Below are 18,249 nucleotides of genomic sequence, written 5' to 3' on the forward strand. Positions count from 1 at the left end.
TACCTCCTAATTGTTAGTTTGCTACTTTTACCATACTATATCTTAGTACTTTTTCACCTTTTTTGTATCCTTTTAAGAATACTTCAACTATTTGATTTGCTCCAACACTATCATTTTCTTCATGCATTACTGCATTGTGATAGTTAGGATCAAATTCTCCATTTGTATCTATTTCTTCAACTTCTAATTTTTCTAAAGAAGTATTAAACTGTTTAACTGTCATTTCGATTCCTTTTCTTAAATCCTCTAAGTTAGAATCACATGATAAAGCACGTTCTAGATTATCTAAAACTTCAAACATTTCTTTTAAAACATCTTCATATGCATTCAGATATACATCTTGCTTTTCTTTTATTGTTCTTTTTCTATAATTATCATATTCAGCAGAAATTCTTAATTGTTTTTCTTTTAATTCTTCTACTTCTTTCTTTAATTTTTCATTTTCTTCTTTTATTTTTTTTACATCTACTGGTTCAAAAGTAGTTTCTTTTTCTTTTGAATCACACTCACATTGATTTTCTGAACATTCACTTGTTTTGTTAGTATGTTCATCTTTAATTTCATCTAGATTTTCATCTATATTATTCTTATTCAATTTTGCACTCCTCCATTCCATAGCTTTTTAAAACTTCTTATATATCTCTTCTATATTAAAGTTAAGCTCATCTACTAATGTATTTAAAATTCCTACTACTTTGCCATACGGAATTCTTGTTGGCCCTATAACTCCTATAGTTCCCAATGGTATTCCATTGTAATTGTAAGTAGCTGTTATAATACTACATTGCTTGGTATATTCATTAAAATTTTCTTTTCCTATACTTATGGCTAATCCATTTTCCTTATTTTGATCTAATAAACTTTTTACAAATTCATTATTATTTAAAAAATTTAAAAAATCTTTCGCCTTTTCTATATCATTATATTCTTGATAATTAAATATATTTGTTGAGCCTTTTATATATATTTTACTATTTTCTTCATTTATTAAAGTCCCATACAGTATAGGAATGATAGCATCTAAAATTTCTTCATTTCCTTTTAATTCTCTTTTAATATTTAAAAGAAATTCCAAAGAAATATCTTCAATATTTATATCTCTTAGTTTTTCATTTAAAACATTATTTAATTTTAAAAGAGTACTGCTATCTATCGGTTTTGTAATTTTAATAATATTGTTTCTAATTACACCACTATTAGTTATCATAGTTGCTAAGACATTATTATTATCAACTAAAGAAAGTTGAACATGTCTTAATGTACTTTTCCTAAGAGACGGAGCCTTTACTATAGATGTAAGTTTTGTAAGATCTGATAAAATTTCAGTAGCATTCATTATGATTCTATCTATTTCACCACAAGCCATATCAATTATAGATTTTTTAATTATAGCTTTTTCTTGTGATGTTAAATTAGATATTTTCATTAAATTATCTACATAAAGTCTATAACCTTTATCAGAAGGCTTTCTTCCAGAAGATGTGTGAAGTTGTTCTAAATATCCCATATCTTCCAAATCCGCCATCTCATTTCTAATAGTTGCAGAACTGATTCCTAAATCATATTTTTTAGCAATAGTTCTAGATCCTACAGGCTCACCACAAGTAATGTAATCATGGATAATAGCTTGTAGTATATAAATTTTTCTATCATCCATTTTCATATTATCACCTCTTTATTAGCACTCGTTAACAAGGAGTGCTAATTACTACATTCTTAACATATCATTTTAATATTAATTTGTCAATACCTTTTTTACTTTTCTAATATAAATTCACACATTATGCTGTTCGACACTTCTATTCCTTTTTCTGTGAGGTATATTTTTTCACCATCGTCATTTATCATTTTCAAGCCTTTAAATCTATTAATAATTTCCCCATAAATTTCATATATATCCTTAGAAAATTTAAGCTGAAACTGCTTTTTATTAACACCCGCTATTTTTCTCAATCCTAAAAACATATATTCTTCAATATCATCTTCTATCCTATTTTTTTTACTTTCTATTATTGCACTTCCATTTTCATTAATTTTTTTAATATATTCTTCTATATCACTTTCATTATAATATCTTCGTCCATCTACATAAGAGTGGGAAGAACTTCCACAGCCAATATAAGGTTTTAATTCCCAATACACCAAATTATGTCTGCATTCTTTATTAGGTTTGCAGAAGTTTGAAATTTCATAATGATTATAACCATTTTCTTTTAGTATTTCTAAAGTTTTTAAATACATTTCCCTTTCATCTTCTTCACATGGAAGTTTTAATTTATCATTTTCAAATAAACTATAAAATTTAGTATCTTCTTCTATTATTAAACTATAACAAGACAAATGTTCTGGGTTAAGTTTTACAACTTTTTTTAGTGTCTCTTTCCAATTATCAATATCTTGATTTGGAAGTCCAAAAATTAAATCTATATTTATATTTTTATATCCACATTCTCGTGCTAATTTATAACTTTTTTCAAAATCTTCTACAGAATGTATTCTTCCTATACTTTTTAAAAGATTATCTTGATAAGCTTGAAGACCTATGCTTAATCTATTAACACCCATGCTTTTAAATAATTCTAATTTTTCTTTTGTGAATGTACCTGGATTTCCTTCTACTGTAAACTCAACATCAGGAGCTAAATTTAATTTTTCTATACTTTTTTTTATATATTTTAATCCATCTAAAGATAAATAGGTGGGAGTTCCCCCACCTATAAATACCGTTTTTATAATGTAATCTTTATCTATTTTATCTATTTCTTTTCCTAACGCTTTAGTGTACTCTAGCATTTTCCCGTCACATCCACTAAAAGAAGGAAAATCACAATAAAAACACTTATTTTTACAAAATGGTATGTGAATATACAATGATACATCTTTCATTTTGCATTCCTCCTTATAGCTTTTAGTAAAATTAATCTATTTTAAGCACTGCCATGAATGCTTCTTGTGGAACTTCTACACTTCCAACTTGTCTCATTCTTTTCTTTCCTTGTTTTTGTTTTTCTAATAGTTTTTTCTTTCTTGATATATCTCCACCATAACATTTTGCAAGAACATCTTTTCTCATAGCTTTTACAGTTTCTCTGGCTATAATCTTTGAACCTACAGCTGCTTGGATTGGAATTTCAAATAATTGTCTTGGAATAATTTCTTTCAATTTTTCTGCCATATTTCTTCCTCTATGATAAGCCCTTTCTTCTGGAACTATCATTGATAAAGCATCTACAACATCTCCGTTTAACATTATATCAAGTTTAACTAGTTTAGTTTCTTTATATCCTTTTAATTCATAGTCAAAAGAAGCATATCCTTTAGTTCTTGATTTTAGTGCATCAAAAAAATCATATACTATCTCATTTAGAGGCATATCATAATTTAGCATAACCCTTGTCTGATCAAGATATTGCATATCTATAAATACTCCTCTTTTTTCTTGACATAATTCCATAATAGCTCCTACATAATCTGAAGGCGCTATTATGGATGCTTTTACCATAGGCTCTTCCATATAACTTATTTCTGATATTTCTGGTAAATTTGTAGGATTCGTAATTTCTAAAAGTTCACCATTTGTTTTTGTAACTTTATAGATAACTGATGGCGCTGTTGTAATTATATCTAAATTAAATTCTCTTTCTATTCTTTCTTGAATTATTTCCATATGTAATAATCCTAAGAAACCACATCTAAATCCAAAACCTAATGCAATAGATGTTTCTGGTTCAAAAGATAGTGCAGCGTCATTTAGCTGCAATTTTTCTAAAGCTTCTTTTAATGCTTCATATTTTGAACCATCTGCTGGATATATTCCACTAAACACCATTGGTATTGCTGGTCTATAACCTTTCATTGGTTCTTTAGTAGGTCTATTTGCTTCAGTTATTGTATCTCCTGCTCTTGCATCTCCTACATTTTTTATAGCAGCACTTAAATATCCAACTTCTCCAGCTCTTAATTCTTCAATCGGCATTGGTGCTGGAGTAAACACTCCAACTTCCGTAACTTCACAAGTTTTATTAGTATTCATTAATTTTATTTTTGTGCCTACTTTAACACTTCCGTCAAAAACTCTTATATAAGTAACAACACCTTTATAACTATCATAATAAGAATCAAAAATTAATGCTTTTAATGGTGCTTCTTCATCACCAGTTGGTGCAGGTATTTTTTCTACAACTGATTCTAATACATCTTCTATATTTAATCCTGTTTTAGCTGATATTAAAGGTGCATCCTGTGCTTCTATGCCTATAACATCTTCTATTTCTTGCTTTACTTCCTCCGGTCTTGCACTTGCTAAATCTATTTTATTTATTACCGGATCTATTTCTAAATCATTATCTAATGCTAGATAACAGTTTGCAAGAGTTTGAGCTTGAATCCCTTGTGTTGCATCTACTATTAAAATTGCTCCTTCACAAGCTGCTAGACTTCTAGAAACCTCATAATTAAAGTCTACATGTCCTGGAGTATCAATTAGATTTAATATGTATTCTTTTCCATCTGCTTCTCTTTTATATACAAGTCTTGCTGCTTGTGCTTTAATTGTTATTCCTCTTTCTTTTTCTAACTCCATATTATCAAGTACTTGAGATTCCATTTCTCTTTGTGTTAATGTACCTGTTTTCTCTAGCAATCTATCAGCTAATGTAGATTTACCATGATCTATATGGGCAACTATTGAAAAATTTCTTATATACTTTTGTCTGTCACTTTGCATGAATTTTACCCCCGTTTGTGTAATGGATATATAAATTTACTTTATATTATCAAATTTTTTTACTACATTTAAATTTTAATATACTTTTTATAAATAAATTATAATTACTCAGTTTAAATTATACCATACAACTTATTTAACTTGTCAATGATATGTATTAAACAACCTTAACTTTAAGTCTTTTATAATTTTTCATTCTATTATAACTTATGTAATTAGTTTATGTTCTCTTTTATGTTATTAAATATAATTTTAAAGCCATTTTCTAAATCATAAAAAAAATCACTTTTAAAAACTAATTGTTTTTCATTTAATTTTAATATTATTTTAGGTTTATCCTCATTACAAATTTCTATATTACTATTTTTTTTCACTACATCACTTGAATTTTTATTTACCACAACAATTCCAATTATAATAGCTAATGTACATAAAATTAGTATATTTTTTTCTTTTCTTCCCAAAAAGAGCACCTCCAATATTATAATAATTCACATTATATATGTTTTTTATTCAAACATTAAAACGCAAAAATATATTTTAGAATTAAAATTTAAAAAGCCCTATCAAAATAAATTTTAACTTTCATTTTGATAAAGCCTTTTATATTATAATATTATCTTTATTGTGATAATCCTACACTAATAGAGTGAGCCAAATATTTCATACTGGCTTTTGCCTCATCAAGAGTATTAGTTGTAGATCCAACTTCAATTAACACTGCATTACTACTTAAATCTTGACTGTAATAAGTTATTCCCGTTGTGTAAACATCATATATAGCTCTCCCCCTAAATAAATCTGGGTATAATGTCTTAGATGCTCCTACAATGTTATTCATTATTTCTAATTGGTTTGCATAATTTGGATTAGCCATCGCTGGCACAAACATTACCTTAGCTGTTGATTCACCATTAACAGTTCCTGTAACATATTTTTTATCTACACCTGAATCTCTATGCAAATCTATAATTAAATCAAAGTTTCCATATTCACTTAAATATTTTTTCATAGTTTCACGTGATTTATAATAAGCAGCATTATAATCTGGTAGGTCATGTGCTGTTGTATCATGTATAACAGTAAATCCTTGTGCTTGTAAATTTTTTGTAAGTTCTTCACCTACAGCAATTATATTCTGACTGGCATCTTTCTTACTTTCTTCTCCTGGTGAATAGGCCTCAGAAGAATGGCTATGATATATTAGCACTTTCTTATTTGCATTTTTGGTAGCATCTTCTTTTGGCACAGCACCTACTTCATTTTTATTTATATCATTTTCCCCTAAATTAAAAGCACTTATTTTATACTCTTCTGCTTTTACTTGTTTTACCTGCTCTTTGTCAAAAAAACCTAATTCTCCTTTGATAAGTTCTAGAATACTAAACGATGATATACCCTTGTCTTCTTCTCTTAACATATTATTAGATGAAACCCCTACAGTAGCCATACAATTATTTATAGCTTTAAAGTATAAAGTTGTCTTTATCCCATCACTATTATGCCCCTCATATATAATAAAACTTTTTGGCAAAATTACTAGTAACGTAGCCACTAAGATTATAATTATAAATTTCATATATTTAAAATTTAATTTAACATTTTTTACATTTTCATATGTTCTATTACTAACATATCTAGAACTGTATCTTGGGTTATATCTTGGATTATATCTTTTATATTTCTCCCTATTGTATCTCATTTTACCCTCCTGTTATTTGTATAAAATTTACATATAAAGCTACACTTTATAAGATTCCAAATTGATTTTTTAAATTATTCATTTGAAGATTGGGATGCCTAAAAGATTAGCACAAGTCCATAATTATCTAAATTAAGCACTCTATATTTATATAAAAATATTTTTTAGTTAAATGACCTTTATAAATTACATAACTTGTCCTAAATTAAAATCCTTCTTTGTTTCAATCACTATAATATATGTTTAGGTTCTTTAAAATATAACAGCATAAAAATATCTGCTTTAAGATAAAACTTAAGTTTTATCTTAAAGCAGATTCTTTTAATGTTTTTAATTTAAATATCTATCAATGTCCTCCAATGTCAGGGCTGGCTGCAATGCTATATTTATACCATTAGCTATAATTTTTGATAGACAATCTACTACCATATCTATATCTTTAGGTGTAACAACCATAGTAGCCATTTTTTCACCTAAAACTTGACCTATTAGTACTTCCTTTTCTTCTCTATCTAATGAATTTAAACTATTATAAAATTCACTACCACTTTTAGCTTCTTTCATTAAATCTTCTATTACTAGTTCTATAGTATCATTCGCTAATGTTGCCGCATCTACAACTGTAGGAACACCTATAGCTATTACAGGAACACCTAATTCTTTTTCATTTAACGCCATTCTATTATTTCCTATTCCTGCACCTGGTGATATACCTGTATTTCCAACTTGTATTGTTCTATTAACTCTTTGAGTTTTTCTTGATGCTAATGCATCTATACATATTACTACATTAGGTTTTACTCTATCTACAACACCTTTTACTATTTCACTAGTTTCTACACCTGTGATTCCAAGAACACCTGGTGCTATAGCAGAAACTGGTATTATTCCCTCATCTATACTATCTGGTACGTATTCTTTTAAATGTCTTGTCACCATTAACTTTGATGTAACTTTAGGACCTAATGCATCTGGTGTAATGTTCCAATTTCCCAAGCCAACTACTAACGCAGTGGTTTTATCATTTATCTTTACTAATTTTGAAAGTTCTTTTGCTAAACTTTGACTTAAATCTTCCTTTGCCTCTACGTCATAATAAACAAAATCGGCAAACTCTAAAGTTACATAACTTCCTTTAGGTTTTCCAATTATTTTTTCTCCATTCTCATTTATAACTTTAACATGAGAAACCATAACTTGTTTATCAACATATTCTTCAACTTCTACACCATCTATTTCACGTTCTTCACTATTTTGCTCAGTATAATACTCCCTAGCTTCTAATGCTAAATCCGTTCTAATATTATTCACTGGTATTCCTCCCTTAAACTTTTTAACTCTTAATTGTAAAACTAGTGTTTATAGCATATTATTCTAAAATTATATCTGATTTTATTTTTTCCAAATAAAATATTAATATTCTTTAATTACTGCTTCTTAATTACAATTAAATAAATTAAATTCCCCATGTATTTTTTTAGCAATTAATATAAAGTTAAAAAATTTTATGTATTTTTGTTATTAATACTGTTATAATAAGATTTAGGGGTATTTATACATAAAATCAGTAATTTTTTCTAATTAACTTATAAAATTTACTTGAAGTGTAAAAAAATTAGTGATATAATATCACTTGTTGAATAAAAAGAACTCATACGCAGACTTCCCCAAAGCTGCTGAGACGTGATAAAAATACAAGGGGGTGAAGTGAAATGGCAAACATTAAGTCAGCAAAAAAGAGAATAAAAGTTACTAAAGCTAAAACTCTTAAAAATACAATGATAAAATCTGCACTTAAAACTAGAATTAAAAAGTTTGAAGTTGCAGTTGCTAACAAAAATGTAGAAGAAGCTCAAGCTAACTATACTGTAGTTGCTAAAGCTTTAGATATGGCTGCATCAAAAGGAATACTACATAAAAATAAAGCAGCTAGAAAGAAATCTAGATTAGCTACTAAATTAAACAATTTATCAGCTTAATAAATGAACCGGTTTTTACCGGTTTTTTTATTTTACTTTATATAAAAAATAACTAATCCTTAAAGATTAGTTATTTTTTATATCATAGAATTTATAATAAAGAATTCTAACTGTATTCTACTATTAGTTGTTAAACTCTTTATATTACCTTCAACTTCTAATGCTAATTCTAGATTTCTCTTAAGCTTTTCCAAAGTAAACTTCTTGCTTTGACCTATCATTTTTTCAGCTACATATGGATGCAATCTAAATTTTCTAGATATTTTTTCAATAGATTCTCCTTTTTCACTGCTTACTCTTACAGATAATAGTAACCTAAATTGTCTTTGTATCATATATAATATAGACGTTACCTCTTGCCCTTTATAAATCAATTCATTTAATACATCTATAGATTTTTTTATATTTTTTTGAGATATATAATCTACTAAATTAAAGATATCATTTTCGCTCTTTTGAGACATTAATAATAGTATATCTTCTTTAGTTATGTTTCTTCCTTCACAATAGCAACAAAGTTTTTCCACCTCATTATTTATAATATCCATATTACCTTCTACTAAACTACAAAAAAAACTCAATTCAGGTTTATCTATCTTATTACCTTTTCTCTCAAAAACTTCTTTTACTTTAAAATATAAATTATTACCCTTTACTTTATCTACCTTTACTAATACACCATTTTTTTCAAGTTTTTTGACTTTACTACTAGGTTTATCTCTATCACTTTTAAATATATAGTACATTATTAATGTTGTATATGGTGGTAAATTTTGTGTGTATTTTAAAAGTTTATTAAAATCTATTGTTTTTTCATCATCTAAAGATTTAGTATCATCTAAAAAATTTGCTCTAAAAACTTCAACAACTTTTCGCTGACCCATAAAAGGCATAGTTTCACAAGCATTTATTATAATGTCATTATCCACTTTTCTTCCATCTAATCTTATAAAATTAAATTCTTTAAAATCTTCTCCCACTAATCCCTTCGATATCTTTTCTATAGATTCTTTTATCAAATTCTCATCGGAACCACAAAATACATATAAATTTTTCAAGTCACCTTTTTTTATATTTGCTTCAAATTGAACTAAATTAATCACCGGTTTTCCCTTACCTTTCATAGAAAGAATGTATAAACTAAAAATTGATATAGGGTTCCAAGTTAAATCTTAAACTTATTCATTTATCAAATGAGAAAACTCAAATTAATATTTTTTTAATAACTAACAGATTATTTTAGTTAAAAGTTAATAGTGAATAGTGAACAGTTTTGGTTATTACTACTCACTTCGTTCCTAGTAATTTTCAACGTATCTTTTTATAAATTTGTAAAGCAAATTATATTGATAGATTTTTTAAAATCATTTTCAGAAAGTGGTTGCCACTTTCATCCTAAATTCATAATTCATAATTCATAATTCTTAAGTAAATATATTTGCACTTATTTTTCTCAACTGATAACAAAAATTTGATGAATAAATTTAAATGTCAGCTTGTTTTCCTATATATCTATATATTATAATTTTTTTTTTTATTTTACAATAACTCTTTACTTTAATAATATATTTTTACTATATCCTCATTTATAAGCTTATACTTTCCATATATAGTTCCCTTTGGTTTATATTTATCATCTTCAACCAATTCCACAATATTATATTTGTCTATGTTGGCTTTACTATAATTCTCTTTCTCAGTTATAAATATCTTTTTATTTTTACAAGCTATTATTAAATCTAAATAACCATCACTATTTATAGCTTTTATGTTATATTTATTATCTAAATTTAAATTTTTCTCACAATCTATTTCATCATAAATTCTATGTATATCTAATGGTTCTTTTATTTTTGAAAGTTTTACTGACTTATTGCTTAAAATAACATTTTTCATTTTGTAATTAATATTTATAGTAGTTCCTTTTTTTGTCTTTATATAATGTATATTGGGATAAAAGGAATATTGACTTATAATTGTAATCATAAGCATTATAACGGGTATATATTTGCTCTTTTTATAGCCACTTTTATAAAATATATAAGAACAATACATAGATAAAATAGTTAAAGAGGCAACATACCCTACATTATATACCTGATTAAAATCTTTTATTAAAAACCCTTCAAAGGTATTTATACATAATAATAATCCTTTTAAAAAACATAGAAATAAAGTGTTTATTTTAGGAATATAAATAATAAATAAAAACATATTACTTGCTATTATTAGAATTGTATAAAATGGAATTAACAAACAATTTCCTACTATACCATTTAAATTTACTGTACCAAAATTAAAAGCAATATATAATGTTGTAAAAGTCGAAGCGGATAATGTAATAACTATAGAGTCTCTTAATAGTTTAGGTAAAAAGTATAATGTTTTATCAAATTTTTTATTCATTACAAAAATACCTAACACTGATAAAAATGATAGATTAAAGGCAGGATCCAAAATATAATATGGATTCATTGTGACAACTATTATAAACGCTAATGCTAAACTACTTATACCATCATAATTTCTATAAACTTTTTTTGATAATACAAAAACGCAAATCATTATAAATGCCCTAACTGTAGAGGCTGTATAGCCTATAATTGTTATGTAGATAAGTGTAATTAATATAGATATCTTATATCCTAACAATTTTTCCATACATTTATATATCAACGCAATATGGAATCCTGAAACTGTAAGTATATGCACAATTCCTAAAGTATTCATATCATTTTTCTTTTCATAGTCTAGATAGGATTTATCTCCTAAAGATATAGCCATAACAATTGATGCTATATCCTCATCATACTTTGCAATTTTATTATAACAGTTATTTTTTATATTATAAATTTTTGTTATACTATCTTTGCCTTTTTCTATTTTATTTGTTTTATAAACTCCTATAATTCCATTTTTATAATCTAAATCTTTTATATACAATCCTTTTGCATTAAATAGTTGTCCTAGTTTTAAATCATCCAAATTATTGCCTTCTAAAAGTACTTTTCTACTTTCTATCTTAGCTATAACTTTACCATTATTATTTTCAATAATTCTACCTTGAACAGATTGTCCTAGTTCTGTAGTAAAGTATATACTATATGAAACAAATCCTATAAAAATAAAAGCTAGCACAAAGAAAAAATAATGCTTTTCTAATTCAATATAGGATATTATTAAAAAAATTAATAATATACAAAATATAAAATAAACATTTTGCAACAAAAACAATGCAGAAAAATTACCTATAAGTATACATATAGCATAAAATATTAATGGCCTTTCCATATAATCACCTATTATCATTTTTATAGAAATTATTGCCACATAATTCATATTTTATCCATTCAACTTAACACATAGGGAAGCAGGCTTAAATTTTATCATTTAATAGATAAATAATTTTAACTGATAGCTTCAAACCTTATAATAAGCTTAAAAAACATAAATTATCATAAATTCATATTTTTTAAGCTTATTGTTTTACTCTGGCTCTTTCTCCAGAGCTATATCTAATATTAAATATACAATGATACCAGATCCCCCTAATAAAATAGTTAGTGCAAATAGAATTCGAATCCAACTAGCATCTACCTCTAATGAATTTGCTATACCTGCACATACCCCGTCTATTTTTTTATTTTTTCTAGATTTATATATAGGTTTTTTGAAAAACTCCATTATCTTCACCTCCAATTATACATAATTCTAAATTTATACTTATTTATGTAGTGTTATATAATTTATACTTACTTTTATTATACTATTTTATTCTTCTATTGTACCCTAAATATTCTCTACATTGTTTGTTATAAAAATAAACCTTATATAATAAACATAAGGTTTTAGATTGTTTTTTTATATAAAATTTTATACATTAACTTTAATATTACTATTTATATATTCTTACTAAATTTTAAATCTAAAAGTATAACAAATAAATTCTGTATCTGTGAATACTCTGTTCAAAATTGTTTTAATTTCTACAGCCTTATCTTTAAATAATCTTTTCATAAATTTCAACTCCTAATACTTATTTTAGAAATCATACTTTTTAATATTTTTAGCAGAATTTTAGTGAATAATTTGTTAATTACTTTATATTTTTTTAATGATACTAAAAATATTTTTCATTTGATTTTAATTTTAAGTACATTAAATTAAATTTTAATTTATAAAAAATAATATGTTACATTAGTATATATTTCAAAGCTAATGATTCAGTTCCTTTTTTATATTAAGATTTTAATAAATAAGTTACATTTTAAATATATACTAATATATTACATTGTAGATTTTTTCAAATTATTTATACATTATATGCCATAGCTATTTTATTATATTACAATTCATTTTTATACATATTTTCAGGTTTTAAAAGAATTCATTCTAAATCTCGTATCTCCTAAGAAATTAATACTTCTAAAATTTAAATAAATATAAAAAGACTTATATAACCTTAAGATTATATAAGTCTGTATATACTTATTTGGCGGGAATATGTGGGAATCGAACCCACCCGTCGTGGTCTTAGCACGGCAACACGGTTTTGAAGACCGGCAGGCACACCAGCACCTATCTACTCCCAGAATATTTGTTTTTCAAATAATTATTGACACATCTATTATTATATCAAATTTTTCACATAATTCAACACTTTTTTTATGTTTCTAATAATTTATCTGTCTTTTTATAATTTTAATATAGAATTCTGTCGTTTTCTATCCTTTTAGTGAATTTTATGCCGTCAAAATGTTCTAACATAGCAACTGCATACTTTCTATTAGTTTCAAATAAATCTCTTGTTGATGATGCACTTATAGATCCATTTTTTTCGATATATTCTTTTAGCATAATTTTTGCTTTATCATAATTTCCCTTTTCTATTATACACTCTTCATTGAGTTTTACCAATAACTCTTGATCAAGTAAAGATTCAAAGACCATTTTAAAGTTACTTTTATCTTTTTCATTTAAAGCTAAATCACTATACTTGGGACAATTATATTTTGTTTCTTTATATGACTTTATCAATGTTTCCTTAATTCTTTGTTGTTCTTTATTATATTCAACTTTAAAATTAAACAAAGATATAAACTTAGAATTTACTTTTATTATGTTTCTATCTTGTAAAAGATTTAAGATTTCATCATAATTTTTTTGTTTTAAAGCTTTACCAAAAACCTTACTTTTTATTTCCTCTTTTGACATTCCGAATTTTAAAGGATTAATCTTATGAAACTCTACTAAGTTTTCTTCTATGATATTTATCTTATTTTTTAAAAACTCTTTATGAACATATATATTATTTTCTGATGCTTTAAGTTCTATTATAATTTTATTTTCAACTAGTTCTTCTATTTTTTCATCAATATTTTCTAAATTTTTCCCAAGTGATTTTAATATATTAGCTTTATTAGGATATGTGTTGCTTAATTGATTTATGACATTTTCTAATATGCTTTCTGATTTTCCACTCTCTTTAATTTTTAACTCTTCTATATACTTTTCATCAAATCTTTTAGCTTTTTTAGCTACTGGCTCTATTATTGATCCACCTGCTATTGTAAACATAGGCGAATAGCTTCTAAGTACGTACCTGTCATTACGTTGTGCAGTTATTTGCTTTTCTAATCTCAATTGAACGTATCCACTTTCACCTGGTTTAATCTCATCTTTGTCTAATATAATTACTCTACAAAGTACTTCTTCTGTACCATGGTAAAGTCTAACTCTTTGTCTATTTACCAATGGTTTTTCTGCACTTTTTAAATAATATAAATTACAATCTATATTGTAAGAAGGTTCCATTATATTTTCCTTTGCTATAACATTTCCTCTTGACACTTCTTCTAATTTTATATTAGTAAGGTTTATTGCACATCTTTGTCCCGCTTCACCTATTTCACACGGTTCATCATGAATTCTTATACCTCGTACCTTAGTTATTATTTTAGATGGATATATTTCTATACTATCCCCAACTTTAACACGTCCACTTATTACTGTTCCTGTAACAACAGTACCAAATCCTTTTATGGTAAATACTCTATCTACCGGTAATCTAAAATGTCCTTCTGTATCTTTTGGATTTACTTCACTAGTAAGCTTTTCTATATCTTCAGTAAGAGCTTCAAATCCTGATTTTGTTTTAGATGATACTTCATGGATTGGAGCATTTTCAAGGAATGTACCCTCAAATTCTTTTTTTATATCTCCTTTTATCATATCTATCCATTCATCATCAACTAAATCAGCTTTAGTAAGTACAATTATTCCTTTTTTTACATTTAAAAGTTGTAGGATTTCTAAATGTTCCCTAGTCTGTGGCATAATTCCTTCATCTGCTGCTATAACTAATAGAACAACATCTATGCTACTTATTCCTGCTAGCATATTTTTTATAAATTTTTCATGACCTGGAACATCAATTATTCCTGCTCTTTTTCCAGATGGTAAATCAAAATATGTAAAACCTAAATTAATAGAAATCCCTCTATCCTTTTCTTCTTTTAAAGTGTCAGTTTCTCTTCCTGTTAACGCTTTAATTAATGTAGTTTTTCCATGATCTATATGACCTGCAGTTCCTATAATAACGTGTTTCATAACTAACATCCTTTCAAATTAAATTTTAAAAAGACATTGGTCTACCTTATTTAATAAAATAGACCAATAAACCTTAAACTATTATTTTTGTAAACTTAGTTTTCCATGTCTTTTAAAGCCTTTATAATTTCTTTTATATCCTCTTCAAAAACAGTTCTTACATCTATTATAAACTCATTATCAAAAACTCTACCTATAATAGGAACCTCATTTAGTCTTAGATTTTTTTCTATTTCTGCTGCTGATATACCCTCATTTCTAACCTTTATAACATATGTAGGTATTTTTTCTGTTGGCATAGATCCTCCACCAACCATAGAATAATCTTCTTCTATATCAAATTTAAAATCTTTAACTACATTTCTAAGTTTTTTTCTAAATCTTATAGCTTTTTTCTTCATTTCATCTTTAGATGCTAATATCATATTTAAAGTTGGAATGTTTTTTATAGCATTCCTTTCATCTAAATAATGTCTTAATGTTCCTTCTAATCCTGCTAAAGTCATCTTATCTATTCTAAGTGCACGAGTTAATTGATTTTTTTTCATTGCTTGTATATATTTTTTCTTTCCAACTATTATTCCAGCTTGAGGTCCTCCTAGCATTTTATCTCCACTAAAAGTAACTATATCTACCCCTTTTTTTATACTATCTTGGACAGTAGGTTCATGAGTAAATCCATACTTAGTGAAATCAACCAAAACTCCACTACCAATATCTTCTACTACAGGTATTTCTTTTGTTTGTCCTAATTCTACCAATTCATCAAGTTCTACTTCTTCAGTAAATCCATAAATTTTAAAATTAGATGTATGAACCTTTAATAATATACCTGTATTTTCATTTATATTATCTTCATAATCATATAAATGAGTTCTATTAGTTGTACCTACCTCTATTAATTTAGCTCCACTAAATTTCATAACTTCTGGAATTCTAAAAGATCCACCAATTTCAACAAGTTGACCTCTTGATACTATAACCTCCTTATTTTTAGATAAAGTATCTAAAACTAGCATTATGGCTGCTGCATTATTATTAACTACTATAGCAGCCTCTGCACCGGTTATTTTTGTTATTAATTCTTCTATATGACTATATCTAGAACCTCTTTTTCCTTCTTTTATATCATATTCTAAATTATTGTATCTACTTGCCACTTCCATAGCATTTTTAACTGCATCGCTACTTAATAAAGAACGCCCTAAGTTTGTATGTATAACTGTTCCAGTAGCATTTATAACTTTTCTTAAATTATGCTGTTTTTTTCTAGTTAAAATTCCTAGTGCATAGTTTAAAACATCTTCACTTTCAAAATCATTAATTTTGTTTTCTAATATATTTCTTCTAAACTTATCTATAGCTTCTCTTAAAGAATCTACTACTAATACTCTATATGTAATATCTATTTCTTTTTGAATTAATGGCTCCTTTAATAACTCATCAATTTTCGGAAGTTTCCTTAATAATTCTTTGTTCATAAGCACTCTCCTAAACCCTAATAAATTATTTTCATTTTTAAAATAGCAATTAAACATTTTAAAATTTCAACATAAATCAGATGCATCTTTTACAAATAATTATTCTACAATTATATGCTTATCATTAAATTCTACAACTTCTCCTATTATAGAAGTTTTCAACTCTAATCTTTTTAATTCCTCAAAAAGTATAATTCCTTCTTCTTTAGGTATTGATATCAATAAACCACCTGAAGTCTGTGGATCAAATAATATGTCACAAATAAAATCATCAACATTATTTAATTCATATTTTCCGTTCAGATAATTTCTGTTATTATAGGTCCCTGCTGGAACTAAACCCATCTTTGCATATTCTTCTACAGAATTTATTATAGGTAATTTATCTTTAAATATTTTAAATGTTACCTCTGATGCACTTGCCATCTCATAACTATGTCCCATTAAGCTAAAACCTGTAACATCTGTACATGCCGTTATATTATATTTGGTTATAATTTCCCCTGCATATTTATTTAAAGTGCTCATAACTTTTACACCTTCATTATAAGCATCCTTAGATGCCATTTCTGCCTTTATAGCAGTTGTAAGTATTCCAGTTCCTAATGGCTTGGTTAAAATTAAAATATCTCCAACCTTAGATCCATAATTTTTTAATATTTTCTCTGGATGAACTAATCCCATTACGGAAAGCCCATATTTAGGCTCATCATCAGCAACACTGTGTCCACCTATAATAACTGCCCCTGCTTCTATAACTTTATCTGCTCCACCTTTTAATATTTCTCCTAAAACATCTATATTAAGACAATTAGGGAAACATACTATATTCATAGCTACAGTTGGTTTTCCTCCCATAGCGTATACATCACTTAATGAATTTGCTGCCGCTATTTGACCAAAAATGTATGGGTCATCTACTACCGGCGTAAAGAAATCTAAAGTTTGTATTGTTGCTATATCATCATTTATTTTATAAACAGCTGCATCATCTGAAGTCTCTATTCCAACTATCAAGTTTTCATTTTCCATTTTAGGTAATTTACCTAATATTTTTGAAAGGGTCTCCGGCCCTATTTTTGCTGCTCAACCTGACGTTTTTGAAAGCTCTGTCAGTCTCTTATCCATGTTAAGCCTGCTACTCAAAATATGGACAAAAATACCCATATTGAGATTTTTCCTGTTTCAATGTACTCCATTTTGCCGAAGCTACTTTGGTTTATATAGCACTCCACAGGCCTAAATTCCCATCTAGCCAACGGTACATATATAAGTATCTATTTAACGTTAGATAATCTTATATTCTTTTGCATCTCTGAGATTATATGAAGCATTTGCATCTCTATCAAAACTATAACCACACTTGCAATTATATACTCTATCTAAAAGCTTTAAGTCCTTTTTTATGCTTCCACATTTATTACAAAGTTTAGATGATGGATACCATTTACTCACTTGTCTTATTTCAATATTATTTTGATGTGATTTTGAAATAAGTTTATTTCTTAAGTCATACAATTTTTGCTTTTGTATAGCTTTAGATAAATGCTTATTCTTAATCATATTAGAAATAGCTAAATCTTCTATAGTTATAAAAACTGGTTTGATTTTCACTAGTTCTGAAACTATTTTATTATTATAATCATTTCTAATATTATATAATCTTTGATGGATTTTCTGTACCTTAACTACTTGCTTTTGGATATTTTGTCTAGTAGCTCCCTCCTTATTATTTTTATTTCTTATTTTTAA

At 26.4% G+C, this 18,249-nt stretch carries 15 protein-coding genes and 1 tRNA gene; 1 reads left to right on the forward strand and 15 read right to left on the reverse strand.

All coding sequences use genetic code 11. From position 1 onward, the window contains the following. Positions 1–13: 13 nt before the first annotated feature. From grpE to gpr, 7 genes are all read right to left on the reverse strand, one after another. Positions 14–616: a nucleotide exchange factor GrpE gene (gene grpE / locus ACYUE0_RS13495; protein WP_199868760.1), complete on the reverse strand. Its 603-nt coding sequence runs from the start codon at positions 614–616 to the stop codon at positions 14–16. 6 nt (positions 617–622) lie between these two features. Next, complete coding sequence (gene hrcA, locus ACYUE0_RS13500; RefSeq protein WP_199868936.1) at positions 623–1,657, reverse strand: heat-inducible transcriptional repressor HrcA; 1,035 nt, start codon at positions 1,655–1,657, stop codon at positions 623–625. A gap of 98 nt (positions 1,658–1,755) precedes the next feature. Further along, on the reverse strand, positions 1,756–2,886 hold the full coding sequence (hemW, locus tag ACYUE0_RS13505; RefSeq protein WP_460270985.1) for a radical SAM family heme chaperone HemW: 1,131 nt from the start codon (positions 2,884–2,886) through the stop codon (positions 1,756–1,758). Positions 2,887–2,917: 31 nt separating this feature from the next. Then, positions 2,918–4,726: a translation elongation factor 4 gene (gene lepA / locus ACYUE0_RS13510; protein ID WP_061994987.1), complete on the reverse strand. Its 1,809-nt coding sequence runs from the start codon at positions 4,724–4,726 to the stop codon at positions 2,918–2,920. 215 nt (positions 4,727–4,941) lie between these two features. Then, positions 4,942–5,190, reverse strand: coding sequence for a hypothetical protein (locus ACYUE0_RS13515; protein WP_199868754.1), 249 nt, complete (start codon positions 5,188–5,190; stop codon positions 4,942–4,944). A gap of 158 nt (positions 5,191–5,348) precedes the next feature. Then, the gene (locus ACYUE0_RS13520; RefSeq protein ID WP_061994989.1) at positions 5,349–6,428 is read right to left on the reverse strand and encodes a stage II sporulation protein P; all 1,080 of its coding nucleotides are present in this window, start codon (positions 6,426–6,428) and stop codon (positions 5,349–5,351) included. 330 nt (positions 6,429–6,758) lie between these two features. Then, a complete protein-coding gene (gpr, locus tag ACYUE0_RS13525; RefSeq protein WP_061994990.1) occupies positions 6,759–7,739 on the reverse strand; it encodes a GPR endopeptidase in 981 nt (326 codons plus the stop codon). A 401-nt stretch (positions 7,740–8,140) separates the two neighbouring features. On the opposite strand from gpr, the gene rpsT reads away from it, so the two are divergent. Next, a complete protein-coding gene (gene rpsT, locus ACYUE0_RS13530; RefSeq protein ID WP_010292636.1) occupies positions 8,141–8,407 on the forward strand; it encodes a 30S ribosomal protein S20 in 267 nt (88 codons plus the stop codon). Between the two features lie 77 nt (positions 8,408–8,484). Here the strand turns inward: rpsT and holA are convergent, their stop codons facing one another. From holA to ACYUE0_RS13570, 8 genes are all read right to left on the reverse strand, one after another. Next, positions 8,485–9,510, reverse strand: coding sequence for a DNA polymerase III subunit delta (holA, locus tag ACYUE0_RS13535; RefSeq protein WP_347561413.1), 1,026 nt, complete (start codon positions 9,508–9,510; stop codon positions 8,485–8,487). Positions 9,511–9,964: 454 nt separating this feature from the next. Beyond that, on the reverse strand, positions 9,965–11,746 hold the full coding sequence (locus ACYUE0_RS13540; protein ID WP_460270987.1) for a ComEC/Rec2 family competence protein: 1,782 nt from the start codon (positions 11,744–11,746) through the stop codon (positions 9,965–9,967). Positions 11,747–11,893: 147 nt separating this feature from the next. Beyond that, on the reverse strand, positions 11,894–12,091 hold the full coding sequence (locus ACYUE0_RS13545) for a PspC domain-containing protein (protein ID WP_199868749.1): 198 nt from the start codon (positions 12,089–12,091) through the stop codon (positions 11,894–11,896). 809 nt (positions 12,092–12,900) lie between these two features. Next, a tRNA-Sec gene (locus ACYUE0_RS13550) sits at positions 12,901–12,997 on the reverse strand. A 111-nt stretch (positions 12,998–13,108) separates the two neighbouring features. Next, the gene (selB, locus tag ACYUE0_RS13555; RefSeq protein WP_460270988.1) at positions 13,109–15,016 is read right to left on the reverse strand and encodes a selenocysteine-specific translation elongation factor; all 1,908 of its coding nucleotides are present in this window, start codon (positions 15,014–15,016) and stop codon (positions 13,109–13,111) included. Between the two features lie 95 nt (positions 15,017–15,111). After that, entirely contained in the window at positions 15,112–16,497 is a 1,386-nt protein-coding gene (selA, locus tag ACYUE0_RS13560; RefSeq protein ID WP_460270989.1) for an L-seryl-tRNA(Sec) selenium transferase, read from the reverse strand. Positions 16,498–16,596: 99 nt separating this feature from the next. Further along, complete coding sequence (selD, locus tag ACYUE0_RS13565; RefSeq protein ID WP_460270990.1) at positions 16,597–17,625, reverse strand: selenide, water dikinase SelD; 1,029 nt, start codon at positions 17,623–17,625, stop codon at positions 16,597–16,599. Between the two features lie 159 nt (positions 17,626–17,784). Next, on the reverse strand, positions 17,785–18,249 hold a 465-nt coding region (locus ACYUE0_RS13570), incomplete at its 5' end, for an RNA-guided endonuclease InsQ/TnpB family protein (protein WP_460270991.1).

The organism is Clostridium sp. CTA-19 (assembly GCF_054767855.1).